The 23,959-nt window shown below is 64.8% G+C and carries 23 protein-coding genes; 10 read left to right on the top strand and 13 right to left on the bottom strand.

What is annotated here, in order from left to right:
* Positions 1-114 precede the first annotated feature (114 nt).
* Entirely contained in the window at positions 115-1,989 is a 1,875-nt protein-coding gene (gene aprA, locus QMC81_00415) for an adenylyl-sulfate reductase subunit alpha (GenBank protein MDI6905934.1), read from the bottom strand.
* Positions 1,990-2,007: 18 nt separating this feature from the next.
* Positions 2,008-2,448, bottom strand: a complete 441-nt coding sequence (gene aprB, locus QMC81_00410; protein ID MDI6905933.1) for an adenylyl-sulfate reductase subunit beta — start codon at positions 2,446-2,448, stop codon at positions 2,008-2,010.
* A 741-nt stretch (positions 2,449-3,189) separates the two neighbouring features.
* Between aprB and QMC81_00405 the strand changes: the two genes are divergently transcribed.
* Positions 3,190-3,534, top strand: a complete 345-nt coding sequence (locus tag QMC81_00405) for a YlbF family regulator (GenBank protein ID MDI6905932.1) — start codon at positions 3,190-3,192, stop codon at positions 3,532-3,534.
* 50 nt (positions 3,535-3,584) lie between these two features.
* Here the strand turns inward: QMC81_00405 and lgt are convergent, their stop codons facing one another.
* The 6 genes from lgt to QMC81_00375 form a co-directional block, all read right to left on the bottom strand.
* Complete coding sequence (gene lgt, locus QMC81_00400) at positions 3,585-4,349, bottom strand: prolipoprotein diacylglyceryl transferase (GenBank protein MDI6905931.1); 765 nt, start codon at positions 4,347-4,349, stop codon at positions 3,585-3,587.
* Positions 4,350-4,352: 3 nt separating this feature from the next.
* Positions 4,353-4,847 (bottom strand): MogA/MoaB family molybdenum cofactor biosynthesis protein, encoded by a 495-nt coding sequence (locus QMC81_00395; protein MDI6905930.1) that lies wholly within the window; start codon positions 4,845-4,847, stop codon positions 4,353-4,355.
* Positions 4,840-5,283: an MOSC domain-containing protein gene (locus QMC81_00390; protein MDI6905929.1), complete on the bottom strand. Its 444-nt coding sequence runs from the start codon at positions 5,281-5,283 to the stop codon at positions 4,840-4,842. Before QMC81_00390 ends, QMC81_00395 begins: the two co-directional genes overlap by 8 nt.
* Entirely contained in the window at positions 5,265-5,771 is a 507-nt protein-coding gene (moaC, locus tag QMC81_00385) for a cyclic pyranopterin monophosphate synthase MoaC (GenBank protein MDI6905928.1), read from the bottom strand. Before moaC ends, QMC81_00390 begins: the two co-directional genes overlap by 19 nt.
* 102 nt (positions 5,772-5,873) lie before the next feature.
* A complete protein-coding gene (locus QMC81_00380) occupies positions 5,874-7,799 on the bottom strand; it encodes a molybdopterin biosynthesis protein (protein ID MDI6905927.1) in 1,926 nt (641 codons plus the stop codon).
* 182 nt (positions 7,800-7,981) lie between these two features.
* A complete protein-coding gene (locus QMC81_00375) occupies positions 7,982-9,196 on the bottom strand; it encodes a molybdopterin molybdotransferase MoeA (protein ID MDI6905926.1) in 1,215 nt (404 codons plus the stop codon).
* A 248-nt stretch (positions 9,197-9,444) separates the two neighbouring features.
* On the opposite strand from QMC81_00375, the gene QMC81_00370 reads away from it, so the two are divergent.
* From QMC81_00370 to QMC81_00360, 3 genes are all read left to right on the top strand, one after another.
* Entirely contained in the window at positions 9,445-9,939 is a 495-nt protein-coding gene (locus QMC81_00370) for a Spy/CpxP family protein refolding chaperone (GenBank protein ID MDI6905925.1), read from the top strand.
* A gap of 166 nt (positions 9,940-10,105) precedes the next feature.
* Positions 10,106-10,789 carry a response regulator transcription factor gene (locus tag QMC81_00365; protein ID MDI6905924.1) on the top strand — a complete coding sequence of 228 codons (684 nt, stop codon included), beginning with the start codon at positions 10,106-10,108 and terminating at the stop codon, positions 10,787-10,789.
* Positions 10,786-12,606 carry an ATP-binding protein gene (locus tag QMC81_00360; GenBank protein ID MDI6905923.1) on the top strand — a complete coding sequence of 607 codons (1,821 nt, stop codon included), beginning with the start codon at positions 10,786-10,788 and terminating at the stop codon, positions 12,604-12,606. The genes QMC81_00365 and QMC81_00360 overlap by 4 nt, the downstream gene beginning before the upstream one ends.
* Before the next feature lie 62 nt (positions 12,607-12,668).
* On the opposite strand, the gene QMC81_00355 is transcribed toward QMC81_00360, so the two are convergent.
* Together QMC81_00355 and QMC81_00350 are read right to left on the bottom strand one after the other, a co-directional pair.
* Entirely contained in the window at positions 12,669-13,199 is a 531-nt protein-coding gene (locus QMC81_00355; protein MDI6905922.1) for a DUF5698 domain-containing protein, read from the bottom strand.
* 70 nt (positions 13,200-13,269) lie between these two features.
* Complete coding sequence (locus QMC81_00350) at positions 13,270-14,535, bottom strand: M15 family metallopeptidase (GenBank protein MDI6905921.1); 1,266 nt, start codon at positions 14,533-14,535, stop codon at positions 13,270-13,272.
* A 165-nt stretch (positions 14,536-14,700) separates the two neighbouring features.
* Here QMC81_00350 and QMC81_00345 point away from each other — a divergent pair, with 165 nt between their 5' ends.
* The 3 genes from QMC81_00345 (at position 14,701) to QMC81_00335 (ending at position 18,049) form a co-directional block, all read left to right on the top strand.
* A complete protein-coding gene (locus tag QMC81_00345; GenBank protein ID MDI6905920.1) occupies positions 14,701-15,396 on the top strand; it encodes a hypothetical protein in 696 nt (231 codons plus the stop codon).
* A 733-nt stretch (positions 15,397-16,129) separates the two neighbouring features.
* Positions 16,130-17,152, top strand: coding sequence for an alpha-hydroxy-acid oxidizing protein (locus QMC81_00340; protein MDI6905919.1), 1,023 nt, complete (start codon positions 16,130-16,132; stop codon positions 17,150-17,152).
* Between the two features lie 153 nt (positions 17,153-17,305).
* Positions 17,306-18,049, top strand: coding sequence for a FadR/GntR family transcriptional regulator (locus QMC81_00335; GenBank protein MDI6905918.1), 744 nt, complete (start codon positions 17,306-17,308; stop codon positions 18,047-18,049).
* Here QMC81_00335 and QMC81_00330 read toward each other — a convergent pair.
* The 3 genes from QMC81_00330 to aroF all read right to left on the bottom strand — a co-directional run bounded on the left by QMC81_00330 (position 18,036) and on the right by aroF (position 20,969).
* A complete protein-coding gene (locus tag QMC81_00330) occupies positions 18,036-18,848 on the bottom strand; it encodes a GerMN domain-containing protein (protein MDI6905917.1) in 813 nt (270 codons plus the stop codon). The two genes, QMC81_00335 and QMC81_00330, sit on opposite strands and share 14 nt — an antisense overlap.
* A gap of 70 nt (positions 18,849-18,918) precedes the next feature.
* Positions 18,919-20,085 carry a prephenate dehydratase gene (gene pheA / locus QMC81_00325; GenBank protein MDI6905916.1) on the bottom strand — a complete coding sequence of 389 codons (1,167 nt, stop codon included), beginning with the start codon at positions 20,083-20,085 and terminating at the stop codon, positions 18,919-18,921.
* 17 nt (positions 20,086-20,102) lie between these two features.
* A complete protein-coding gene (gene aroF, locus QMC81_00320) occupies positions 20,103-20,969 on the bottom strand; it encodes a 3-deoxy-7-phosphoheptulonate synthase (GenBank protein ID MDI6905915.1) in 867 nt (288 codons plus the stop codon).
* Positions 20,970-21,638: 669 nt separating this feature from the next.
* Between aroF and QMC81_00315 the strand changes: the two genes are divergently transcribed.
* The 3 genes from QMC81_00315 (at position 21,639) to QMC81_00305 (ending at position 23,931) form a co-directional block, all read left to right on the top strand.
* Entirely contained in the window at positions 21,639-21,902 is a 264-nt protein-coding gene (locus tag QMC81_00315) for a hypothetical protein (protein MDI6905914.1), read from the top strand.
* 155 nt (positions 21,903-22,057) lie between these two features.
* Positions 22,058-22,492, top strand: a complete 435-nt coding sequence (locus QMC81_00310; GenBank protein MDI6905913.1) for a hypothetical protein — start codon at positions 22,058-22,060, stop codon at positions 22,490-22,492.
* A gap of 92 nt (positions 22,493-22,584) precedes the next feature.
* Positions 22,585-23,931 (top strand): TrkH family potassium uptake protein, encoded by a 1,347-nt coding sequence (locus QMC81_00305; protein MDI6905912.1) that lies wholly within the window; start codon positions 22,585-22,587, stop codon positions 23,929-23,931.
* Positions 23,932-23,959: the final 28 nt, after the last annotated feature.

The following is a 23,959-nucleotide window of genomic DNA, read 5'->3' as shown; positions in this document are numbered from 1 at the left end:
GGCTGCCGTCAGACATCCTCCACGGAGCTTTACATCGGGATCGGCTGCAAGATGAAGGGAAGCGGGCGAAATCTTTCGATTTCGCCCGCAAACCCGCCTCTTGTCCCTACTGGGCTATACCAGCGAGATGATCGGCTTCTTGAAGAGTTCCCACTCGCCGGAGTTCCGATCCCACTTGCAGTTGACGAAGCACTTCCAGTTCTCCTCGTCAATGGTCGGGAAGTCGGCCCGGAAGTAGTAGCCCGGCCACCGGGTCTCTTCACGGAACAGGATGGTGCGGACGTGGGCTTCGGCCTGCCAGGTACGCTGGACGTTCTCCCAGCAGCGCATCAGTTCGTGCAGGTCACGGGCCGCCAGCTTCTCGGAGTCCTCCTTCAGCCAGGCCAGGAGCTGCAGAGCCCTATCGAGCATCGGCTTGTTGGTCGTGAAGGCCGCGGTCACACCGCCGGCGTACTCGTCCATCAGCTTCTGCAGGCGGAACATATACTGCTTCGGCAGGATGTAGTTCGGGTTCAGTTCCGGCTGGGTGCCGAAGTCCTTATACTGCTCGAACAGGTCGAGCGGACGGAGGATGCGTTCCTTCAGCTTCTCAACCTCGGCCATGTCGACCTTCGGCTGGGTGTTGTTCTCGAGGATGAACCGGACGGCCGACTTGGCGGCGATACGGCCCTCGGCGTGGGAGCCGGAGGAGAACTTGTGGCTGGACGCGCCGGAGGCGTCGCCGGCGGCGAACAGGCCGGTCACGGTGGTCATGTTCTCATAGCCCCAGAAGTACTCGGGCGGAGCCAGGTCCTTCGGACCGCTGACCCAGGCACCGGACGCGCCGGAGTGCGAACCGATGAAGTACGGCTCGGCGGCGGCGATTTCCGAAGGCACCTTCTCGGGCTCGACGTTGGTCGCGGCCCACAGCAGGGCCTGCGCGATGGTCATGTCGAGGAAGTCTTCCCAGGCCTCGGCCTCGAGTTCCTTCATCTTCTTCTTGAAGGCCTTCTCGTCGTCCTGGTACTTGGCGGCCAGGTTGGCGATGGCCTCCTCGGTGCGCATGTAGAGCGGGCCCTTGCCCTCGTTGGTGTCGAGCATGCCGAGGTAGTTGCGCAGGTTGGCCGGGATCGGCTTCACGCTGCCGTACGGGCCCCAGTTGGCGAGCTCGGCACCGCGCTCAACCATGTAATTCCCGGCCAGGGCGCTGGTGGCGCGGGACTTGAAGAGCAGGAACCAGGCGCCGACCGGGCCGTAGGCGTCCTTGAAGCGAACCGGGATGAAGCGGACCTCCTGACAGGTCATCTCCGCGCCGGCCTTGATGGTGAAGTAGGCGCTGGCGCCGGAGTTGAAGGGCGGGTACCAGGAACGGCCCTGGCCCTCACCGCTGGACCGCGGCTTGAAGACGTGCACCGCGCCGCCCATCGCGGCCAGGACGGCCTTCGCCTTGAAGACGTAGAACTTGTTCTCGCGAGTGGAGAAACCGACGGCGCCCGCTACCCGGTTGCCGTCCAGCAGCGGCTCGACGATGAAGACGCGCTCGTAGATGTTGTCCTTGCCGAGAGCGTTCTTCGCGGCCTCGGCGACGATGATCTTGTAGGACTCGCCGTTGATCATGATCTGCCAGCGGCCCTCGTGGACGTACTCGCCGTTCTCGTCCTTCCAGATCGGCAGGCCCCACTTCTCGAACAGGTGCACGGTACCGTCGACGTGGCGGGCGATGTTATAGACGAGGTCGTCGCGGGCGACGCCCATCAAGTCGTTCTTAACGTAGGTGACATACTGCTCGACGGTGTTCAGTCCCTGCTTGATGCTGACGTACTGGTTGATGGCGGAAAGGCCCATCGCCACGGCACCGCTGCGGTCCATCGCGGCCTTGTCGACCAGGGTAACCTTTACGCCGTGCTTCTTCGCCCAGTGGGCAGCCTCTACGGCCGCGCCGCAGGCCGCCATGCCGCCGCCCAGAATTAGCAGGTCGGTAGTGACCTCTACGGTTTCAAAATTCGCCATTCCTGTATACCTCCTTCGTTACTTTTTCAGGGTCGGGAGCTCAAAGCCCAGGCAATCGGGCTCGGCAAACAGCAGGGGGCTGTTGATGTCGTCCGCCCCGGCGCCGAAGCCGCCATCGGGTACCGCGGAACCTTCCGGCGTGGTCCGGATCGGGAACTTGAAGCGCTTGACCATGCCGTTACGGAACTTCACGGTCCACATAATATCCTCGGAACCGCGGAGCGGCACGCAGCTCGCGCCCATCGGCACGAAGTCGGCATAACCCCGGAGGTCAATGGCCTGCTGTGGGCAGATCTTGCCGCAGCAGAGGCACTCCCAGCAAGCATCCGGTTCCTGGTTAAAAGCCCGCATTCTCTCCTTGTCGAGCTTCATCAGGTCGTTCGGGCAGATGTACATGCAAGCGGTCTTGTCCTGACCCTTGCACCCGTCGCACTTTTCGTTCATCACAAAAGCAGGCATTTACTCAACCTCCTCAAATTCGTTCTTTTACGAACATCCCAGCGATCCCCGAACCAGCGGTCCGTCTCTCACTCCCTGGTATCAAACTCCCTCTGACACCACTCCCTTCCGCAATGGCGTCTCTTATCCTTCCGATTCCTCGGAAAGCATCTTGCGGAGAACGTCCCGCGCCTTAGCGGCACGTCCGGGCTCCGCAGGGTAAACCTCCAGTTTATAGGCAACCTCTCGTTACACCAAGGACAAGCAAACGCGCCAGAGTACCCAACCGCCGCGCTTTGAGCCATTCACCGCACCGGTTCAGGTACCCGAAACCACCATCGTCTGTCCCGACTGACCGCTGGACCCTTTGCTAATGCTCATTCGACGTCCAAAGCCCTTTTTCCTGCCGCAAATTCTAAACCCATTTATTTCCATTAATGAAGGTTCGTGTCGGAACTTGCGATCGGCAAAACCCGGTTCCCCGAGGCAACCCCCCATCGGACTCTTGTGAACAATCGCACATAAAGGGTAATAAAAACCCGCTAACTAGTCACACTATATCATCTTCCGTAAGGGGTGACAAGCCCTAAAAACCGTCCCAGGGGACAATATATAAACGCAGGCCCGCCGTAATGCCGGAACGCCGAACCTCTTTGTGGAACCGGGGTCTTTTCCCCAGGATATCTTTCCTTGTTCCGGCGTGGTATAATGTCTCCAATGTCCGACCGCGGAATGGTCAATAATACGGAGGGGTGAAGCGAGTTGTCCGAACAGGTCATGGAGAAGGCCCGGGAACTCGGCCGGGTGATCGCCGAATCGGCGGCGTTCAAGGACGTGCAGAAGCGACGGGATGAAATGTTCGCCAGCGAAGCCTGCCGCGACCTGCTGTACGCCTTTCACCAGATGCAACAACGGATCGCCGAGGCCCAGAAACAGGGCCGGGAGATCCCTCCCGAGGAACAACGCGCCCTGGAACAGATAGAACTGAAAATGGCGGAAAACCCCCTGGTACAGGCGTTTACCGAGGCACAGAAGGAGTTGCAGGACCTGCTGAACAAGGCCATGGAGATCGTCATCCGGGCCGGAGTGGAAAAGGACGCGAAGTAGTCGTCGGTCGTCGGCCCTCGGGAGGGAAGGGATTCGCGGCAGCGAATCCCTTAGGAGTCTTGTGGCTGCCGGCCGGCACGCGGCGATCGGTGTCTCCAACCCCGCCACAGGAAGGCCGCCGCCAGGACCATCACCCCCAGGCTCCCCGCCTGGCCGATGGTCAGGCCGTCCGGTCCCGGCGGCGTCTCCCGCCACAGGTCAACAATGAAGCGGTAGCCTGCGTAAAGCAGAAAATAGAGCCACATCAGGTACCCGTCGAAGGGCTTCTGTTTTCGCCGCCACCAGAGGATGGCGAAGATCAATACGCCGAAACCAAGGGAATAAAGCTGCGTGGGATGCCGCGGCACTCCGTCAAAGGGGAAGGCCACGGCCCAGGGAAGGTCACTCGGGTGGCCGTAGCAGCAACCGTTAAGGAAGCAGCCGATGCGCCCGAAAGGATAGCCGGCGGCTACCCCGAGGGCCAGCAGGTCGCCGAGGGCGTTCAGGCGGACACCCTTGCGACGCGTCCACCAGATCGCCACGGCCAGGCCGGCGGCAAGGGAACCGAACCAGGAGAGGCCTCCCTCCCAGATCTTGAACACGTCCAGCGGGCGGCCGGTGAACTGTTCCCATTCGATGGCAATGTACAAAAGCCGGCTGCCGATCACCCCCGCCAGCACCAGATAAAGGGAAAGATCCAGCAGCCCGTCGGGATCCCGGCCGAGGCGACGGCCTTCACGGATGACGACCAGGATGCCCACCGCCACCCCGATGGCGGCCATGACCCCATAGCTCATTACAGGGAAGGAACCGATGTAGAACAGAACCGGGTGCATGGTCTACTCCCTTTCCCGGGCGCATTCCCCGGCCGCCCCGGCCAGGATCTCCAACCCGTGCGGCAGGATGGGCAGGATCACTTCCAGGCACTCCCGCACGGCTTTAGGGCTGCCCGGGAGGTTGACAATCAAGGTCCGCTTGCGGATCCCGCATACCCCCCGGCTGAGGTAGGCCCGCGGGGTAACCCGCGCCGTTTCGTGGCGCATGGCCTCGGAAAGCCCCGGCACCAGGCGCTCGACAACCTGCATGGTGGCCTCCGGCGTGTTATCCCTGGGAGAAAACCCGGTCCCGCCGGTGGTCAGTACCAACTGCAGGGGCCGGTCGCAGAGTTCGATGAGGGTCTCTACGACGGCCTCCAGGTCGTCGCTGACGATCCTTGTCTCAGCCACCTCCCAGCCCTGCGCCCGCACCATCTCCGCCAGGACGGCGCCGCTGGCGTCGGCCCGTTCCCCCCGGGACCCCTTATCGCTTACAGTGACAACGGCGACTTTAAACATCGTCTATGACCTCCACGGTATCCCCGATGCGAACCCGTCCGGGGACAACAACCTTGACAAAGATCCCCTCCCGCGGCATGATGCAGTCCCCGACCTGTTTGAAGACAGCGCAGCCGACGTGGCACTGTTTCCCGATCTGGGTTACCTCCGCCACCACCTCCGGCCCGATCCGCAGGCGGGTGCCCACCGGCAGGGTGTACAGGACGATCCCTTCGGTGGTCAGGTTCTCGGCGAAGTCGCCCGGTCCGACGTCCAGACCCTTGGACCGCATGCGCTCAATGCTTTCAAGGGCCAGCATGCTCACCTGCCGGTGCCATTCCCCGGCGTGGGCGTCCCCCACAAGCCCGTGGCCGGCCCTGAGTTCGGCCTCCCCGACGTTCTCCTTCTTTACGCCTTTGGCGGCGCTGGTGCAGACGGCTACAATGCGTCCGGCCATTCCTCTTCTTCACCCTCCCGGAGAAAGGTTCCGCTCCGTCCACCGGACTTGCGCACCAGGCGTATCCTCCCGAAGACCATTTCCCGGTCCACCGCCTTGCACATGTCGTACACGGTCAGAGCGGCGGTACTGACCGCCGTGAGGGCCTCCATTTCCACGCCCGTCGGCCCCGCGGTGCGGACCCGGGCCTGGATTTCCAGGCGCCCCTCGCTCTTATGGGCCCGGAAATGTAGTTCAACCACCGCCAGGTTCAGCGGGTGGCAGAGCGGGATCAATTCCGCCGTCTTCTTCGCCGCCATGATGCCGGCGATCCGGGCCACAGTCAGCACCTCACCCTTGGCGATATCCCGGTTCAAGATGCGCCCCAGCGTCTCCGGCCGCATCCGGACCTCGCCGCGGGCGACGGCCTCCCGGACGGTCACCCCCTTGCCGGTGACGTCGACCATTTTAACCCGGCCCTGGCGGTCGAGATGGGTAAAATCAGCCATAAGAAAACCTCCGTGCATCTTCGGGTCCAGACTATATTACACGTGTTACGGGGTCAGGGGTTCTCCCCCCTACGCTCCGGTGCTCCGCTTCGACCGTTCCCCCTACTCCTCCCGCCACATCACCTTGCCGCAGTCGCGCAGGTCATAGCCCCCGAGGGCCACGACGGCCTCCTGGAAGGCCGGATCCCGGATCACGGTCAGCAGGCGCTGCACATAGGGCTGGTCCCAATACTCCCGCAGCGTGCAGAGGTCATAGCGCTCCTCGGCCACCGGAACGAAGTCCAGGCCCAGGGCCTGCGCGGCGGCCCGGATGCCCAGGCCGCAGTCGGCGGTATTGCCGGCCACGGCCGCCGCGACCGACATGTGTGTATACTCCTCGCGGTCATAGCCGGCGACACGCGCCGGGTCAATGCCTTCAAGCCGCAGGTGGTAGTCCAGCAGGACCCGGGTCCCGGCCCCGCGCTGGCGGTTGACGAACCGCACCCCTTCGCGGGCCAGGTCGGCAAAGCCGGTGATCTTCAAGGGATTCCCCGGGGCAACGATAAAACCCTGCTCCCGGTAGGCAAGGTTGACCAGGATCGGCCCGCGGCCCCCGAGAAGGCGCTTTACGTAATTGACGTTATAATCACCCGTTTCTTCGTCCAGCAGGTGCGTGCCCGCCAGGTGCGCCTCCCCGCGTTTCAGGGCGGCCAGGCCGCCCAGGCTGCCGACGTGAGCCGACGACAGGGCGGCCTCGGGGAAACGCACCTTAAGGAAGTTCGCCAGGACGTCCAGGGCGTTGTCGTGGCTGCCGATGATCACCGTGGTCTCCTCGATCTCCTGCATCGGGCGCAGGAGTTCCACGGTCACGGTCTGCCCGGCCTCGAAGCCCTCGTTCAGGCGGGGCACGCGCAGGATGCCGTCGGCGCGGATAAGGGTCAGGATCAAGCCCGCCCCGCGGCCGAGGGGGGTGGCGACCACCCGTTCCCCAACCCGTCCGAGCTTGACGCGCACGAATTCCTCGACGCCCATGGGCGAGACCACCCTGCGGGACAGAACGGCCGGGATGGTCCGGCGCCTCGGAACCGCGCGCCCCAGCAGGGCAAAGACCACCGGCCGCACAAAGAGTTCGCAGGCCAGGACGGCCGACACGGGGTAACCGGGGATGCCGAAGACCGGCTTGCCGCGGACTATCCCCAGGATGACCGGCTTGCCGGGCTTGGTCGCCACTCCGTGGGTCAGCACCCGGCCGAGTTCGGCGACCAGGGAAGCAGTGTAGTCCTCGCGTCCGGCGGAAGACCCGGCGTTGACGATGACGATGTCGCTTTCGTCGACCGCCCGGGAAACGGCCTCTTTCAACCGTTCGTAGTCGTCGGGGACGATCGGGTGGCGGCTGACGGCCGCGCCCCACTCTTCGGCCAGCGCCCCGAGGACGGCGCTGTTATACTCCACAATGTCTCCGGGTTTTAATTCCCGGCCGGCTTCGACAACCTCGGTCCCGGTAGGAATGATCGTCAGGCGCGGCCGCGCGCGGACGGCCACCCGGGTGACACCGCTGGCCAGCATCCCTCCAAGGTCCATGGGGCGGATGACGTGGCTCGCCGGAACGACCATCTCCGTGGCCACAATGTCCTCCCCGATCACCCGCACGTGTTGCCAGGGGAAGGCCGCCGCCGTGATCTCAATCGTGTCTTCATCCCGGTGGTGGACGTCCTCCACCATGATTACCGCATCACAGTCTTCCGGTAAGGGATCCCCGGTATCAACCGGAAAGGCCTGGACCCCGAGTCTCAAGGTACGCGGTTCCTGGTCGCCGGCCCCGAAGGTGGCGGCGGCGCGCACCGCATAGCCGTCCATCGCCGCGGCATGGAAATGAGGGGAGGAAACGGCGGCGAAGATCGGCTCGGCCGTGATCCGGCCGACCGCTTCGCGGGTCGGGATGACCTCCGGGGGGCGGGCGGTGAGCGCCCCTTCGGCGCGCAGGTGTTCCAGATAGTCGGCCAGGGCCTCCTCCCAGGGGGTTTCCGTAAGGTAGATGTTCCGTTTCATAAGTGAGGTTGTCTCCTCCCGCTAATCCTGACAGGGCCGGGGTTCTCCCGCCTGCGCTCCGGTGCCTCGCATCGCCCATCTCTGTCCCAAGGTCCGTAACGCTGCCTGGGAATGTAGTTGAGTGCCGGGTATCGACGCTCACGCAAGTCGCTCGGCCGGGAGAACCCCGGCCCCCTTACATCTTAAAAGGGTATAACCTCCACTATCTCCCCCGCCTCCGCGCCCTCGTGTTCCAGGGGGATCCGCGCCAGGCCGTCGGCGCGGACCATGGTGGCGATCAAACCCGACTTGCCCAAGACGGGGTCGGCCTGCCACTCGCCCCGGCCGTCGCGTATCAGCCGCACCCGGACGTAGTCCTCCTTACCGACCTGGGAGTGCAGGGAGCGAGTCAGGCGGGCCCGCAGGGCGGCCATAAGGCCGTCACCGCCGAGCAGGGGGGCACCGATCAGGCGGAACACGATCATGGCGGAGACCGGGTGCCCGGGAAGCCCCAGGACGGGACGCCCGCCGATGACGGCGCCGATCGTCGGTTTCCCGGGGCGTACGGCCAGGCCGTGGAAGATGATCCCCGGCTCGCCCAGCTCGTTCAGGACACGCGCCGTCACGTCCCGTGTCCCCACCGAGCTGCCGCCGGTAACTACCACCAGGTCCGTCTCCCGCAGGGCCCGGCCGACCGCCGCCGCCAGGCTGGCGTAGTCGTCCTTGATAATCCCGTAAAGGACGGGTTCGGCACCATACTCCAGGACCATACCCTGAGTGGTGTACGAGTTGACGTCGCGCACCTGCCCCGGTTCCGGGTTTTCCTCCACCGGGATGACCTCGTCCCCGGTCGTGATGATGCCCACGCGCAGACGCCGGCGCACCGGCACCCGGGCCACGCCCGCCGCCGCGAGCAGCCCCACGTCCTGGGCCCGCAAACGTCTTCCCGCGGAGAGCAGCCTTTCCCCGGCGGCGATATCGTCGCCCCGCCGGACCGTGTTCTCGCCGGGCGCCACCGGGCGGGTGACCCCGATGGTCGTCCCGTCCAGATCCTCGGTATACTCCACCATTACCACAGCGTCCGCGCCGTCCGGCAGCATGCCCCCGGTGGCGATGCGGAAGGCCTGCCCCGGGGCCAGTTCACCCGCGGGAGGGTGACCCATCAGCACCTCACCGGTCACCTGCAGGTAAGCCGGAAGGCCCTCGGATGCCCCGAACGTGTCCCGGGCCCGGACGGCGAAGCCGTCCATCGTCGCCCGGTCGAAACCGGGCACGTCGTCCGGAGCCGTGACGTCCTCCGCCAGTATCCGGCCGAAGGCCTCGCGCAGGCCGACGGTCTCCGACTTGCTCACCGGAGCGATGTGTTCACGCAGGGCGGCCACCGCCCGCTCTATGGTGTAGGCGCGAAAGAGGTCCAAGATCCTTGCCTCCAACCATTGGAATCCAGACTCCGGCCAATCCCGTAGGGACAAGCGTCTAGGCCAATCCTACCATGACCTTCTCCCCGAATCAATTTCCACCAACAGGCGGCCTGTCGGCGCGGCTACACTTATTATGATGGGTTTCAGCCTTTTGTACCGCTTCGTTCACAGAATGGACACAGACGGTGGTTATAATAGCCTCCAGGCAGCAGCTCTACGACAAACGAAGAAGGGAGGTGAATGATTTGAAGAGGATCTTTACCGCGGCGCTGATCTCCATAATGGTGCTCGCCATCGGCGGCATGGCCTGGGCCGCGGCCGGCACGCCTGCCACTCAGAATCCGGGGAACTGGGTGAACATGGTTCAGTCTCTCGGGCTCACCGATGAGCAGGCACAGAAGATGCGTGACCTGCAGGCCCAGTTCCACCAGAAGATGCAGGCCCAGCGCAACAAGTTGCAGGATATAATGTTCGAACTCCGGCAAATGCAATTTGAGCGTGATCCCGACATGAACAAGGTCCAGCAGAGACTCCAGGAGGCGAACACCCTGCGCACCCAGATGCGCGAGCAGGCCGCTCAATATCGGGAGCAGATGCAGTCGATTCTTACGCCCGAACAGCAGCAGAAGTGGAAGCAGCTCGGCCCCGGCGCCCGGGGTTACGGGATGATGCGCGGCCAGGGCCGCGGCATGATGGGCGGCGGTCCCGGACCGTACTGCCCGAACGGTGCCGCCCTCTGAGAAGTGAGAAGTGGGAGGTGAGAGGTGGGAAACAGCGCGGAAGGCGGTCGACGTTTTTCCTTCCCCCCGGACCCACCTCTCTCTTTCTTCTCACAGCGGCATATATCCCACCAGTCCTTCATCCCCCTGTACTTTTGTTCTATACTTGGGATGGAGGTGTCACGGCATGACGCAGCAGACCATCCTGGTCGTGGACGACGAGGAACCGGTCCAGGAGTTGGCACGGATGTACCTGGCACGGGAAGGCTTCCGCGTGGTAAGCGCCTATGACGGCGAGGATGCCTTACAACGGGTGCATGAACACGCGCCGGACCTGGTCGTCCTGGACATCATGCTCCCGAAACTCGACGGCTGGACCGTCTGCCGCACTTTGCGCAAGGAACTCCCGGTCCCGATCATCATGCTTTCCGCCAAGGGCGAGGAGTACGATCGCGTCCTGGGCCTGGAACTGGGAGCGGACGACTACATCACCAAACCCTTTTCCCCGCGGGAACTGGTGGCCCGCGTAAAGGCCGTGCTGCGCCGGGCGAAGGGCGACCAGGGCGGGGAGCACGTTCTGACTTACGGGCCGTTGACTATTGATTACCAGGCGCGGCGGGTTGACCTGGACGGGCAGGAGATCACCCTGGCCCCCAAGGAGTTCGACCTCCTCTGGACCCTGGCCGGCCACCCCGGGCGGGTTTTCTCCCGTGACCAGCTTCTGTCGCAGGTATGGGGTTACGACTACTTCGGCGACCCGCGGACGGTGGACACCCACGTCAAGCGTTTGCGGGAGAAGCTCCGCGGCGGAGGAGCGAATTACATCAAAACCGTCTGGGGCCTGGGCTACCGCTTTGAGGTGCCGTCATGAAGGTCCGCGGCTTCAGCCCCGGCCGGACGCTGTTTGCGCGGTTGCTGTTATCCTTCCTGGCCGTGATCCTGGTCACCATCGTCGCCATCAGCGCGGCGACGTCGCAGCTTTTCGCCAACTACTATTACTCCGCCAAAGAACGCGAACTGGCCCGTAAAGGGCAGGAAATGGCCCGTCTCATTGAGAGTTACGGGACCGGTTCCGGGAGCACGCTGTCCCCGACCCTGCTGGCGAGCCTCGCTTCCTTTGCCGACGCCCAGGTCCTGGTGGTCGACCGCGAAGGCGTGGCCTGGGGCGCAAGCCCGGGCATGATAGGCATGATGCGCCATGGATACGGCGGCGGGCCCCGCCCCGCATTCCGGCTGGACGCGGCGGAGACCGAGCGCCTGCAGCGCGGAGAGGTCTTGACCGGAAGGGGCTACGACCCGCGCCTGGAACGGACCGTAATCTCGGCCGCCGTCCCCTTCCAGGGACCGGACGGCCAGGTGGCCGGGGCGCTGCTCCTCTTTGCCCCCGTGGCCGACCTGGCGGCCACGGTCACCACCGTCCGCCGTATCAGCCTGTACGCCGCAGGGTTCTCGGTGGTGCTGGCCATCCTCCTTGGTTACCTGCTCTCCCGCTCCCTTTCGCGTCCCCTCCAGGAGATGGGGATGGCTTCCCTGGCCATGGCGGCGGGGGACTACAGCCAGCGGGTGACCGTTTCCGGACCGGCCGAGGTTGAACAGCTGGCGACGAGCATGAACCACCTGGCCGCCAACCTGGACCAGACGGTGGGCGCTCTGGCCCGGGAAAAGAAGAAGCTGGCCGGGATCCTGGCCCATATGACCGAAGGGGTGATCGCCGTCGACCGGGTGAACCGGGTCATCCTTTCCAATGAAAGCGCCTGCAGCATTCTCCGGTTAACCGGGACGGACGACGCCGGGCTCCTGGCGGCCGCCCCGGACCTGGCCGATCTCCTGGCCGGGGTCCTGGCCGAAGGCCGCCCTCACTCGGCCGAACTGGAGCCCGGCCGGGGAGAGGGGATTATCCGGGCCACGGCGGCACCATTCCTCGACGAGCAGGGCCGGGTCGAGGGCGCCGTGGCCGTCATCCGGGACGTCACAGAGCAACGGCGCGTGGAGGCCATGCGCCGGGAGTTCGTCGCCAACGTCTCGCATGAGTTGCGCACGCCCTTGACCTCCCTGCAGGGGGTACTGGAGGCCATCCAGGACGGCATGCTGGAGGACCCGGGGGAGCGGGAACGGTACGTGGCCCTGGCCCACCGGGAGACTCTCCGCCTCCGGCGGCTGATCGACGACCTCCTGGATCTCTCCCGGCTGCAGCACGGAAAGGCGTCATGGGAAATCAACGCCATCGACCTGGCCGACCTGTCCCACCGGGTGGCCGTCCAGTTGCGGCCTTACGCCGACAAACGCCAGGTCGGCATAGACGTGGAGGCCCCGGCGGACCTGCCCCCGGCCCTGGGCAACGAGGACCGAACGGCGCAGGTGCTGACCAACCTCCTTGAAAACGCAATCCGCTTTTCCCCTCCCGGAGGACGGGTCACGGTCACGGTAGCGGATCAAGAGGACCGCCTGTTGGTGCAGGTGGCTGACCAGGGTCCGGGCATCCCGGCCGAGGACCTGCCTCACATCTGGGAGCGCTTTTACCGTGTGGAGAAGTCGCGGGCCCGGGATTTCGGGGGCACCGGCCTGGGGCTGGCCATCGCCCGGCAGATCGTGGAGGCCCAGGGTGGAGAGGTCAATGTGAAATCAAAACCGGGAGAGGGGTCGGTCTTCTCCTTCACCATCCCCGCCGCCTCGGGGGAAGAGGCCTAAAGGCGAGGCCCCAAAAGGGATTCGCTCCGCGAATACCTCCGTATCATGGCCGACGACCTACTTCACCGTGCCATCTTCTGCGGGAAGACTCCGCCGTGGATGCTGCGGGCATCCGAAACGTTAAAGAAAATGTCCGGTTCGCAGCTTTCCAGGATGTCGAGCGCGCGGGGCAGGTCCCGGCGCTTGATGAAGACAAACAGCACCGGGCGCGGGCCGCTCCGCCCCTCGCCGGTAACGACGGTAACCCCGAAGCCCGCGTCCCGCAGGCACTGGATGACCGTGGACGCGATACCGGCCGACGGGAAAACCTGGATGGAAAGGTAACCCATGGCCAGCCGCTCCTCGATCAGGCTGCCCAAATAGTTCCCCGTGGCAAACCCCGCGGCATAGGCGATGATCTTGCCGGGATCGGTCAGTCCGTCCCTGAGGACAAAATTCAGGACCATAATAAAGATGCCCACCTCGGTGAATCCGACGAGGCTGGCCCATAGCCGCCGCCCCCGGGTCAGCAACAGGATCCGGATAACGTCCAGAGACACGTCGGCCACCCGTGCCCCGAAAATCAGAAGGTAGCCCAGCAGGATCTCGCCCATCCCTCATCCCCTTCCCCGTCCCAGTATCCATGTACCGGCGGCGCAAGTCAAGCGCGGGTCTCCGGGGGGTTTAATCGAGCGGGATGTCACGCAGGGGAAAAGCGGCCCAGCCCAGGTAATCAAAATGCCACCACTCGTTGGGCAGGGGATAGAAGTTCTCCGCGACCAGCGCCCGCGTCAGGATCTCCAGATTGTGGCGGACCGTCTCCCGCATCGGCGCCTGCCGGTGGGCCTTATCGGAAAAGGCGTCAAACTCGGTGGGCATCTCCAACGGGCGCCCGTCCAGGGTGACCAGGGTTAAATCAACCGCGGCTCCGCGGCTGTGCCGCGACCCGCTCCAGGGGCTCGCCAGGTAGTCCCTGTTCTCGGCCAGTTCCCAGAGCCGCCAGTGGGCCGAGGTGGGCCGGTAGCCGTCAAAGACCTTAAGGCGGTATCCCTGCCGCATCAACGCCCGGTTGACCCGCGACAGCCGCTCCGCCACCGGTCGTGCCAGGTAACACCGGGCCGCCGGGTAAATGGTTTGTCCGGTGAAATTATAGGGCGTGGCATAGCGGACGTCCTGCATGATGTCCGGGGCGAACACGCTCAGGTCGACCAGCGGCGGATCCACGATATCCTGCGCCGGCTTCGTCTTTTGCGACGGCCAGGCATAGACGGCGGCGGACACGAACCGCGCCCCGGGGCCGAGCGCCGCGGGAGACGTGCGTGCGCAGCCGTCGCGGGCCGCCGCCACCGTCTCCTGCGGAGTCATCACCGGCCGGAAGGGTACGGGTGTCTCCAGCCAGAGGATCTCCCCCTCCCCCGCGCCGTCCCGGGCGCCGCCCAAAGGGTGGGAGCCCGGCGGTGCGACGTACCCGGCCAGCACCCCGCGGGCCTTCCCCCTCCAGGAGATGTCGACCAGTTCGCCCACCCCAAGGACAAAGGCCGGGCCCGACAGGCGGCTGATAATCTGGTTGTTCAGCTCCGCCAACGTCACCGGGCGTCCCGGGGAAAGGGACAGGAAGGCCGCCGGGCGGGCCGCGTCCGCCAGGCCGACGGCATGCTCCACATCCACCAGCGCCCGCGAGGGCGCGGGGCTCTTACGCCCGTGTTCCGCCAGAAAGGCCCGCCCGTCGAGGATCAGCATCTCCGCCGTCTCATCCCCTCCGGGCGGCGCGCCACGCCCCACACCAAGCCAGACGGACCGTACATCGTACTGGGTCAGGGATCCCTCCCCGCCCCCCAGCACCACAAGGGGGATCTGCTTCCCGCCAAGCTGCCCTTGCTCTAACGGACGCGAACCCTCCTCGACCGGGAAAAGGACAATCCCCGCCAGAAGGACCAGGGAGAATGCCATGATTAACCATATACCCCGATACGAGGCCTTAGCACGGCCCAGCAGCGACACCTCCCAGGGTTTTGTCTGTTTTTTTTGCCAGACGCTCCTTCGATTCCTGCCGCCCGGATAACTCCGTGATTCAGGATGCATAACTAAAAAAACGGGGGGAGGGAGGGAATCCCGATGCCCAGCACGGAACAGGACGGTCCTCGAGGGGGAACGGGTAACCGGGCGGGAAACCCGGCGCGCCGGTGGTGGGCGTTACTGACGGGAACGGCTATCCTGGCCCTCGCGGCCGGCGTCTGGGGAACCCTTGTTTTCGGCCCCAACGCCGCCCGGCGTCCCGCCTTCCCGCCGCCGACCGCGGGCGCGGTGGAGGATTTCCTGACCGACCCCCGTCACCGGGGCGAGATGATCAACATTCTGAGTTCCCCACGCGTGCAGGGACCGATGATCGAGATCTTCGCCAGCGAACGCATGCAGCGCACCTTCGCTTCCTGGCTGGGTTCGGTCCGGATGCAGGAAGCGTTTGGAGTCATCCTCGGTCTCCCGGAGGCGCGGGAGGCCATGATCCGCATGCTGGACGACGACAGGATGCGGAAGGCTCTGGCCGAAACCCTCGGCAACCCGCAGGCCCGCCGGTCAGCCCTCGACCTGATGGCCCGGCCCGAGATGCGTGACCTGGTACGCGACATGGCCCGCGACCCGCGCCTTGCTTCTCTGCTGCTTCCGGTCGCACCGCAACCCGGGGCTCCCGCGGAGCCCGCCCCGGGACCGCCCGCGAAGGAGGAAAACCGGTTGCGGGAGCAGAGGACGGCGCCGCCCCCGGCGCCCGATACGGTATCCGAGAGCGGGGACATTTTCCCGCCGGCACCGTAAATCATCGCATGCGAAAATGTCTGCCGTAAGCCCGGCCCGGCGGAAAAGAAACGTAAGAGGGGAGGTGCTCTCACTATGACCACGGCAGGATTCGTAGCCCTGGCGGCGATCGTCGTCGGCGGCCTGGCCGCCTATTTATATATCGTACGCATGGCCCGTCCCACACTGAAAGACCGCGAGTAAGTGGGGAAGGCACATCCCGGCGGCCTCTGACATATCATGGTGGCAAAACCGAATAGCGTAGGATTACGCACCTCTCCCAGGGAAAGACCGGCATACAAAAGCCGGTCTTTTTACGCATAAGGCCCGCCGCCCCGGGGAAGCTTTTGGGGGAAAGGGGGTCAACACGCCCATGATTGACTTCGGAGCCATCGCCATGTTTCTCATCTTTGCCGCCGGTACCGGTCTGGTCGTGTTTCTGGCCCGCGCCGTTTACCGCCTCCGCCGTAAAATCTAGGACACCCCGGCCGAGCCTCCAGTCTGTCACTGCTCTTCGGTCTTCAGCCGGGTCCACCCGCCACCCCGCTTCCGCGGCTCAGGTTTCCCCGAAAAAAATACAAAATTCTTCTTCCCTTTTTTCTTACCCTGAAGGATATTGCCAGAATTGATTGAATAGTGTGTCTTATACAGTGGTCTACTGGTCAGACCACCGGCGGGACAAACAAGCCGGAAAGGAGGTTGAAACTTCGTCAAGGTCCCGCCTCAAACGCCACGAAGGAGGACTATTTGGAGCATGGACCTGGAGGCAATGCGCAAGGTTGCCAGGGAGAGGATGCAGGGCTACTGCCGGGTCTGCCCCGTCTGTGACGGGCGGGTCTGCGCCGGCGAGGTGCCGGGAATGGGGGGTGTCGGCACAGGGGCCGGCTTCAAGGCCAACCTTGAAGCCCTGGCGCGTCTGCACCTTAACATGCGAACCATCCACGATGCGGTCGATCCTGATACCCGCCTCACCCTCTTCGGGGAGGAGCTGGCAACTCCCATCCTGGCCGCCCCGATCACCGGCACCCCGTATAACATGGGCGGGGCCCTGACCGAGCGGGAGTTTATCGGGGCGATCGTGACCGGCAGCCGGATGGCCGGATCCCTCGGCTTTACGGGGGACGGCGCCGACCCAGCGATGTACGACTCCGGTCTGGAGGCCGTCGCCGCCGAGGACGGGCGGGGGGTGCCGATCATCAAGCCCCGGGCGCAGGAGGCGATCCGCCAACGGTTGGCCCGCGCCGAAGAGGCCGGTGCACGGGCGGCGGGGGTCGACATCGACGGCGCCGGCTTGGTCACTATGGCCCTCAAGGGCCAGCCCGTCGGTCCGAAGACCCTTGGGGAGCTGGGCGAGGTTATCGCCGCCACCCGCTTGCCGTTCATTCTTAAAGGTGTGATGACGGTCGACGAGGCGGAACTGGCCGTGGAGGCCGGGGCGGCCGCCATCGTGATCTCCAACCACGGAGGCCGCATCCTGGACCATACCCCCGGAGCGGCCGACGTCCTCCCGCAAATCGTCCGCGCCGTCGGCGACCGCATTACCGTCCTGGCGGACGGGGGCGTGCGATCCGGAGTGGACGCCTTGAAGCTCCTCGCTCTCGGCGCCCGCGCGGTGCTCGTCGGCCGCCCGCTGGTTATCGGCGCCTTCGGGGGCGGGGCCGACGGCGTGCGCTTGATCCTCGAAAAAATGACCGCCGAACTGAAACAGGCCATGATCCTGACCGGATGCCGAAACCTGGCGGAGGTCGGTCCCCGGGTCCTCTACCGCGGCGACTGAACAATCCGATTCTCTTCCTCTATTTTACGCGCTGGACATTTCAAAAGATGAAAGGGCTATACGGCCGCTGTCTTGACCGTAATCCGGACCATCCTGGTAGCAGTCCCGGTCCGCCTTGGGCCGCCCGAATCATTGGACCAGGGGGAGTGCAACGTGCCGGAATTCAAGCCGATTCGCCGTCGCAAGACTTACGAAGAGATCATCGAACAGATCAAGCACATGATCGCCATGGGGACACTGAACCCGGGAGACCGCCTGATCTCCGAGCGGGAGATGGCCAACAGGCTGGAGGTCGGCCGGGCCGCCGTGCGAGAGGCCTTTCGCGCCCTGGAGGCGATGGGTATTATCGAGGTGCGGCAGGGGGAGGGGGCCTTCGTCCGAAAGTGCGACCTGGGGTCCCTGATCGAGACGATCGGCCTGGTGCTGATGACCGAGCGCGACATGATCCGTGAACTGCTGGAACTGCGCAAGGTACTCGAGGTGGCCTCGGCCGGGCTGGCCGCCCTGCGGCACGGGCAGCAGGACCTGGACCAAATGGAACAGGCCCTGGTCCAGATGGAGCGGGACATCGTCAGCGGTGACCTGGGCGAGGATGCCGACTGGCGCTTCCATTACGCCGTCGCCGTGGCGACGCAGAACCCGCTCCTGGTGCGGCTGATGAACACCATCGCCGGAACGATGCGCCAGATGCTGTACGCGGCGCGCCGGCAGTTCTACCTGACGCCGGGTACCCCGCAGCGCCTGTTGCGCGAGCACCGGGCGCTTTTCGAGGAGATCCGCCAGGGGAACATGGAACAGGCACGCCAAGCGATGTACGACCACCTGGACAAGGTCGAAAAGGCCATCATTAAGTTAAATTGGAAAAGCGGAAAACGATGCTTGCTCACGGGCGGCTGAAAAGAACCGGCACTTCGAGGCCCGGACCCTTGCTCCAGTCGCCGGCGTTCCAGGTGGTCACCGTGAGGCTCCCGACCCAGTCCTGAGGCGTCTCGTAGGTCAGGCAGGTACTGAAGCCGTTGGCTCCCTCGCCGACCCACGCCCATCCGCGGGCAACAAGGTCACCGTCGTAGTCCTTCAGCTCGACCAGCACCAGGCCGCTGAAGTTCCCGGTCTTTCCGCGGACCGCGAGCGGCGAGCCGATCCACTGCCAGTCGTGAACGTTGACGGAAATGGACGGCTCCACCGGCCCCTGCTCCCCGCCCCGGACCTGCGAGAGGTCCCGCGTGCGGTACTGGTACAGCCAGGGGTACTGCACACCGTTGACGGTAAAGCGGACCTGTTTGGTCTCGGGGAACTCGGTCAGGGTGTTGACCAACGCCTGCACGGCCAGTTGACGAACTGACCAGGGAACATCATCGCGGAGAATCTTCGCCGTAAAGTCCACGGTGGTGCGCCCCTGGACGGTGACGATGCTCTTCACCCAGGTGTCGGGGTTGAACGGATGCAAAACGCCCGGGGTCCGGGCCTTGCCATGGATAACCTCGTCCAAGGCGAACCAGCCCAGGATGCGGTGGTTCGTGGGATGGGTCTCACGAACAAGATAGACCTCGTTTGCGGCCTTCTTCACGTAATAGACGGTGAGGCTGTTCGCCTCCCGGCCGTCCGTCGCGGCCAAGGCCGGCGCAACAACCGATACGGCCAGAAGAAGTGCCAGCGTCAAGGCCAGTGTAACGCGCAAAAACCTCTTGTTCTTCAAAGCTCTCCTCCTCCCTTGGTCTGGCTGTCTACAGCGTAGCACGGGGGAGATGAGCCTTGAAACCTGTAAGTTATGGGGCTCCTGGCGGATTGGGACAGGCCTGGAGGAATATGCCCCGCTGTGCGGTCTGTACCATGACCGAGTGGGTCAGGATGAGGCGAAAGACACCCTCCGTCGTCTCGGGGTCCAGGCCGTACCCGGCGGCCAGGCGGCGTACCCGGGCAATGACCTCCCGTTCCCGGCGCGGGTCGCGCACGGGTCCCCGCTTGAGCCGCCCGATTTCCCGCGCGAGGGCCGTCCGGCGTGCCAGAAGCTCAACCAGCCGGCCGTCAAGAGCATCGATGGATTCCCGCAAGGCGGGGATGCTCGGTACGGCCGCGTCCGGTGATGAACCCCGCTCAAACACATCGTATGAACCGAGGACGCGCAGGCTGGTGCAAAGGGCCCGTGCGCCGTCCAGCGCCTGGGCCAGGGCCCGCGCCTCCGGGCTCCCCTCGATATCGATCAAGAAAAGGTATTCCCCCAGGCGCGTGCGGGCCGGACGGGATTCGATGCGCGAGAGGTTTATCCCCCGCCGGGCGAACTCACCGAGAAGGTCGTAGAGCGCGCCGGGGCGGTCGGCAAGGGCGGTCACCAGTGAGGTCTTGCGGCCGCCGCCGGCTCCCGGCCCCCGCGCGAGGACAAGGAAACGGGTGGCATTGCGGGAGAGGTCGGCGATGTCGCCGGCCAGGACGGTCAGGCCGTGCAGCGCCGCGGCGCGGGGGGCGGCCACGGCCGCCAAGGCTTCTCCGGAGCGCGCCACCCGGGCCGCGGCCTGGGCCGTGCTCGCCGTCTCCTCCAGCACGGCGCCCGGAAGGTGACGGGCAAGCCAGCCGCGGCATTGACCCAGGGCCTGGGGGTGCGACAATACGCGGGTGACCTGCTCGAGCCGCACCCCGGGGCGGGCGGCCAGGGAGTGGCGGACGGGGAGCACCATCTCCGCCTGAATGCCCAGGTCGTCGGTCTCGTAAACCAGGAGATCCAGGGTGGCGGTCACCGCTCCCTCCCCGGCGTTCTCGGCCGGCAACACCGCCTCGTCAAGGTCGCCCGCGCGCAGGGCGCGGATAACGTCCTCCAGGGACGGCAGCGGCACCAGTTCGGCGGCCGGCCAGGCGCGCGCGCGCCCGCGGGCCGCCTCCTCGGAAAAGGTTCCCTCCGGACCCAAGTACCCGATCCGGACGGGCGGCTGATCTGTCATCAGGCGATCCCCCCCTCTCACAGCTCGCGCCCCACGGCGGGGCATACGGCGCGCACCTGGCGCACCATGTCCGCCAACGCCTCGGGCGTCAGGGACTGTTTTCCGTCGCAGAGCGCCTTCTCCGGCCGCGGGTGCATCTCCACGATCAGGCCGTCGGCGCCGGCGGCGACGGCCGCGCAGGACATCGGGGCTATCAGGTCCGGGTTGCCCGTGGCGTGGCTCGGGTCGGCGATCACCGGCAGGTGGCTGAGGCGCTTCACGAGAGCCACCGCGGAGAGGTCCAGGGTGTTCCGTGTGGCGGTCTCGAAGGTCCTGATACCCCGCTCGCAGAGCACCACCTGGTCGTTGCCCTCGGCGAGGATGTACTCGGCGGCCATCAGCCACTCCTTAACCGTCGCCGCCAGGCCGCGTTTCAAGAGCACGGGTTTTCCGGCCCGCCCGACGGCGCGCAGAAGGCGGAAGTTCTGCATGTTCCGGGAACCGATCTGAAGCATATCCACGTATTCGAGGGCCAGGGCCAGGCTTTCCTCGTCCACGACCTCGCTGACCGTAGGCAGCCCGGCCTCCCGCCCCGCTTCGGCCAGGAGTTCATACCCCCGCCGCTCCAGCCCCTGGAAACTGTAGGGCGACGTGCGCGGCTTGTAGGCGCCCCCGCGGAGCATCATCGCTCCCGCCTCGGCCGCGGCCCGCGCCGCATCCCGCATTTGCACCGGGTCTTCGACGGCACAGGGCCCGGCGATAACCACCACCCGGCGCTCACCGAAAGCCACCTGCGCCCCCACGCGGACGACGGACGCCGGCCGGTCCCCCCGCCCGGTCAGCGGGTATGGACCGGGGGTGATGGGCGCCGCCGCAGCGGCGGCCCCGGAAGTGATCACCTGCATGAAGCATCCCCTCCTCTGTGATTAAGGAATAAAAAGGCCCGGCTTTCCGTCGCCTGGGACGAAAGCCGGGCTTTAAGCTTCCGCGGTACCACCCAAATTGGCCGTAAAAGGCCCTCTCAACAGGATACGGGAAACCGTCCCCTCAAACAAAAAGCCTTCCGTCCTAAGGGACGAAAGGCATTGCGCCCTCCGCGGTACCACCCTGGTTGGTCGTAAGACCCGCTTCGGCAAGGTACGGGACGAATCCGATACCCCCTCCCGGGTAACGGCGGGAGATTCCGGCGCGACCTACTCAAAAGAAGTCAGAAGCAAGAGATCATTATCGAAAGAGGTGGAAAGAATCAGAGCATTCTGCTCTCCGACTTCCGGCCTCTGGCTTCTCTTTCAGCCGGCAACTCCGGGGAGAACTTCAGCCGGTCATGCCTGGACGCGCTCGCAGTCGGTGACGCACCCTCCCTGTGAGGCTGGGGCGGGCCTACTTTTCCCCTTCACGGTCTTTACCTTTTTGAAATTAGAAAAATGATACCAGAACGAGACCGTCCATGTCAAGGGTTTTTCCCGGTGCCGGCGGATGAAGTTGCCCCGGCAACAACGGCGCAACAATGGTATAATGAAAGGCGATACGCCTGTCCTAATTCTTCGCGGGGAACAGAGAGAGGAGGTTAGGCAATGCTCCTGGAGTGTCCGAAGTGCGGCTCGACAAAGGTGGTCAAGATCGGGCAGTACGGCAAGTTCCTGGGCTGGGGTTTCGGCGGGACCGTCTTCCTGGGACTGATCGGTATCGCTTACTTCATTTTTATGACGATCATCCCCCTCTGGTGGCTCCTCTGCCTGGGCTGGTACCTGAAACACCCCCTGCTGGAGTGCGACAAGTGCCACCTGGAGTGGGATCCCCACCGGCCGCCGTCGGTGGCCGGCGGCGCCCGTTCCTGAACGGGGATCCTAAAAAACGGCGGGAGAGACTTGGCGTTGGTTATCGACCGGCCACCCTTTGGGTGGCCGTTTCCTTCCCTCAACTGTGGATCTTTACCCGGCGATTCGTTATGATAGGGAATAAGGTTTTGCACTGTAAGAGGGGAGCGCACCCGGTGAAGGTTGAAGTCGACCTCGATCTCCTGAAAAGCCTTGTGGACCGCCTGGCCGTCCTGGAACAGGAATTAAAGGTCATCAAGACCCAGATCCATAACCTTTACAGCGAGGGAGGCAAGGAGATCCTGGTGGGGACCATCCGCTGGGTGGCTCCCCTGGCCGAGGTCGCACGCGCCGGGGGATTGGTCACACCCGTCGAACTTTCCTGGTTCTGCCGCAAGTACGGCAAGAACCCTAAGGGCGCCGCCGGTTACTTTACCGGAACGCGCCCGAGTTTGCGTTCCCTGGACGACGACAAGCGGGCCATCACCGAGGACGGCCGCGCCCGGGTGCTGCAGATGGAGATCGAGTACGGCCCGGACTGGCTGGAGCGGGTGCCTCTTGATCTGGTGGGGAACCCGGAAGTCGAGGGGGACACGGTAATCTACCTTTAGGCGCCGCCAGGGCATAATCGCCTCTCGCTCTAACCCATTCTAAGTAAGAATGAACGGTAACCGCTTTACCATCATCGCCGGGGGGCACAAACTTGACCGCAGGGTTGCGTAAAGGTCTTTTCCAGCGGCTCACCCCTCCCCAAATCGTCGCCCTCGGATTCGCCTCGGCCATCTTTGCCGGGAGCCTGCTCCTTTCCCTGCCCTGGGCCACCCGCCCAGGCGAAGAGACGACGTACCTGACAGCCCTCTTCACCGCGACATCGGCCGTTTGCGTCACCGGGCTGGTGGTCGTCGACACGGCGACGCACTGGTCCACCTTCGGCCAGGTGGTCATCCTTTCCCTGATCCAGATCGGCGGGCTGGGAATAATGACCATGGCCGCCTTGCTCTATATCCTCCTGGGCTATCGCATCGGCCTGCGGCAACGCATCCTGATCCGCGAAAGCCTGAACGTCAATGACATGGCCGGAGTAGTCCGCCTGGCACGCTACATCATCCTCTTAACCCTGGCCATCGAACTCTCCTTCGCCGTCATCCTGGGTCTACGCTGGACACTGGAATTCGGCTTCCCCAAAGGAGCCTGGTTCGGCCTGTTCCATGCCGTATCGGCCTTCAACAACGCCGGGTTTGACCTCTTCGGAGAGTTCCGTTCCCTGACCGCGTATGCGGCCGACCCGACGGTCAGCCTCTCGGTCGCCGCTCTTATCATCCTGGGCGGGCTGGGATTCCCGGTAATCCTGAACATCTACCAACGGCGAAGCTTCGCCGCCCTGATTCTCCACGCCAAGCTCGTACTCGTCACCACGGTGCTGCTGCTTGCCCTCGGCACCGTGCTCTTCCTGGCCCTGGAGCACGACCATGCCCTGGCGTCGCTTACCCCGGGCGCCCAAATCCTGGCTGCCTTCTTTCAGTCCGTCACCCCCAGGACGGCCGGGTTCAATACCGTCGACCTCACGAGCCTGAACGTGGCGACCCAGTTCCTCATTATCATCCTGATGTTCATCGGCGCCTCGCCGGCTTCCACCGGGGGTGGCATCAAGACTACGACCTTCGCCGCCATCGCCCTCTCGGTGGTCGCTTCCCTCCAGGGCAAAGAGAGCCCCGAGGTCTTCGGGCGGCGTCTTCCCCATCGCCAGGTAACCCGCGCCCTGACCCTGGCCGTTTTGGCCGCGACCCTGGTCATAACGGTAACCCTCCTGCTCACCGTCACCGAGCCCGGGAAGAACTTCCTCGCCCTGTTTTTTGAAACCGTCTCCGCGTTCGGCACCGTCGGCCTCTCCCTCGGGGTAACCCCCGACCTCTCCCCGGCCGGCCGTATCCTGATCATCCTCACTATGTTCCTGGGCCGCATCGGTCCGCTGACCGCCGCCTACGCCCTGGCCGAAAAGGCGCGGCGGGGCCTGTTGCGGATGCCGGAGGAGAAAATCCTGGTCGGCTAGGTCAGTCGTCGGGCGTCGGGCGTCAGAC

The sequence above is a fragment of the Thermoanaerobacterales bacterium genome (genome assembly GCA_030019475.1).
GTDB lineage: Bacteria > Bacillota > Desulfotomaculia > Desulfotomaculales > JASEER01 > JASEER01.
The sequence above is the reverse complement of the archived record's forward strand: the minus strand, read 5'-3'. Positions and strand labels throughout refer to the sequence as shown.

Coding starts and splice junctions, on each gene's coding strand:
- aprA (MDI6905934.1), bottom strand. CDS start 1,989: ATGGCGAATTTTGAAACCGTAGAGGTCACTACCGACCTGCTAATTCTG.
- aprB (MDI6905933.1), bottom strand. CDS start 2,448: ATGCCTGCTTTTGTGATGAACGAAAAGTGCGACGGGTGCAAGGGTCAG.
- lgt (MDI6905931.1), bottom strand. CDS start 4,349: ATGCACCCGGTTCTGTTCTACATCGGTTCCTTCCCTGTAATGAGCTAT.
- QMC81_00395 (MDI6905930.1), bottom strand. CDS start 4,847: ATGTTTAAAGTCGCCGTTGTCACTGTAAGCGATAAGGGGTCCCGGGGG.
- QMC81_00390 (MDI6905929.1), bottom strand. CDS start 5,283: ATGGCCGGACGCATTGTAGCCGTCTGCACCAGCGCCGCCAAAGGCGTA.
- moaC (MDI6905928.1), bottom strand. CDS start 5,771: ATGGCTGATTTTACCCATCTCGACCGCCAGGGCCGGGTTAAAATGGTC.
- QMC81_00380 (MDI6905927.1), bottom strand. CDS start 7,799: ATGAAACGGAACATCTACCTTACGGAAACCCCCTGGGAGGAGGCCCTG.
- QMC81_00365 (MDI6905924.1), top strand. CDS start 10,106: ATGACGCAGCAGACCATCCTGGTCGTGGACGACGAGGAACCGGTCCAG.
- QMC81_00360 (MDI6905923.1), top strand. CDS start 10,786: ATGAAGGTCCGCGGCTTCAGCCCCGGCCGGACGCTGTTTGCGCGGTTG.
- QMC81_00355 (MDI6905922.1), bottom strand. CDS start 13,199: ATGGGCGAGATCCTGCTGGGCTACCTTCTGATTTTCGGGGCACGGGTG.
- QMC81_00350 (MDI6905921.1), bottom strand. CDS start 14,535: ATGGCATTCTCCCTGGTCCTTCTGGCGGGGATTGTCCTTTTCCCGGTC.
- QMC81_00345 (MDI6905920.1), top strand. CDS start 14,701: ATGCCCAGCACGGAACAGGACGGTCCTCGAGGGGGAACGGGTAACCGG.
- QMC81_00340 (MDI6905919.1), top strand. CDS start 16,130: ATGGACCTGGAGGCAATGCGCAAGGTTGCCAGGGAGAGGATGCAGGGC.
- pheA (MDI6905916.1), bottom strand. CDS start 20,085: ATGACAGATCAGCCGCCCGTCCGGATCGGGTACTTGGGTCCGGAGGGA.
- aroF (MDI6905915.1), bottom strand. CDS start 20,969: ATGCAGGTGATCACTTCCGGGGCCGCCGCTGCGGCGGCGCCCATCACC.
- QMC81_00315 (MDI6905914.1), top strand. CDS start 21,639: ATGCTCCTGGAGTGTCCGAAGTGCGGCTCGACAAAGGTGGTCAAGATC.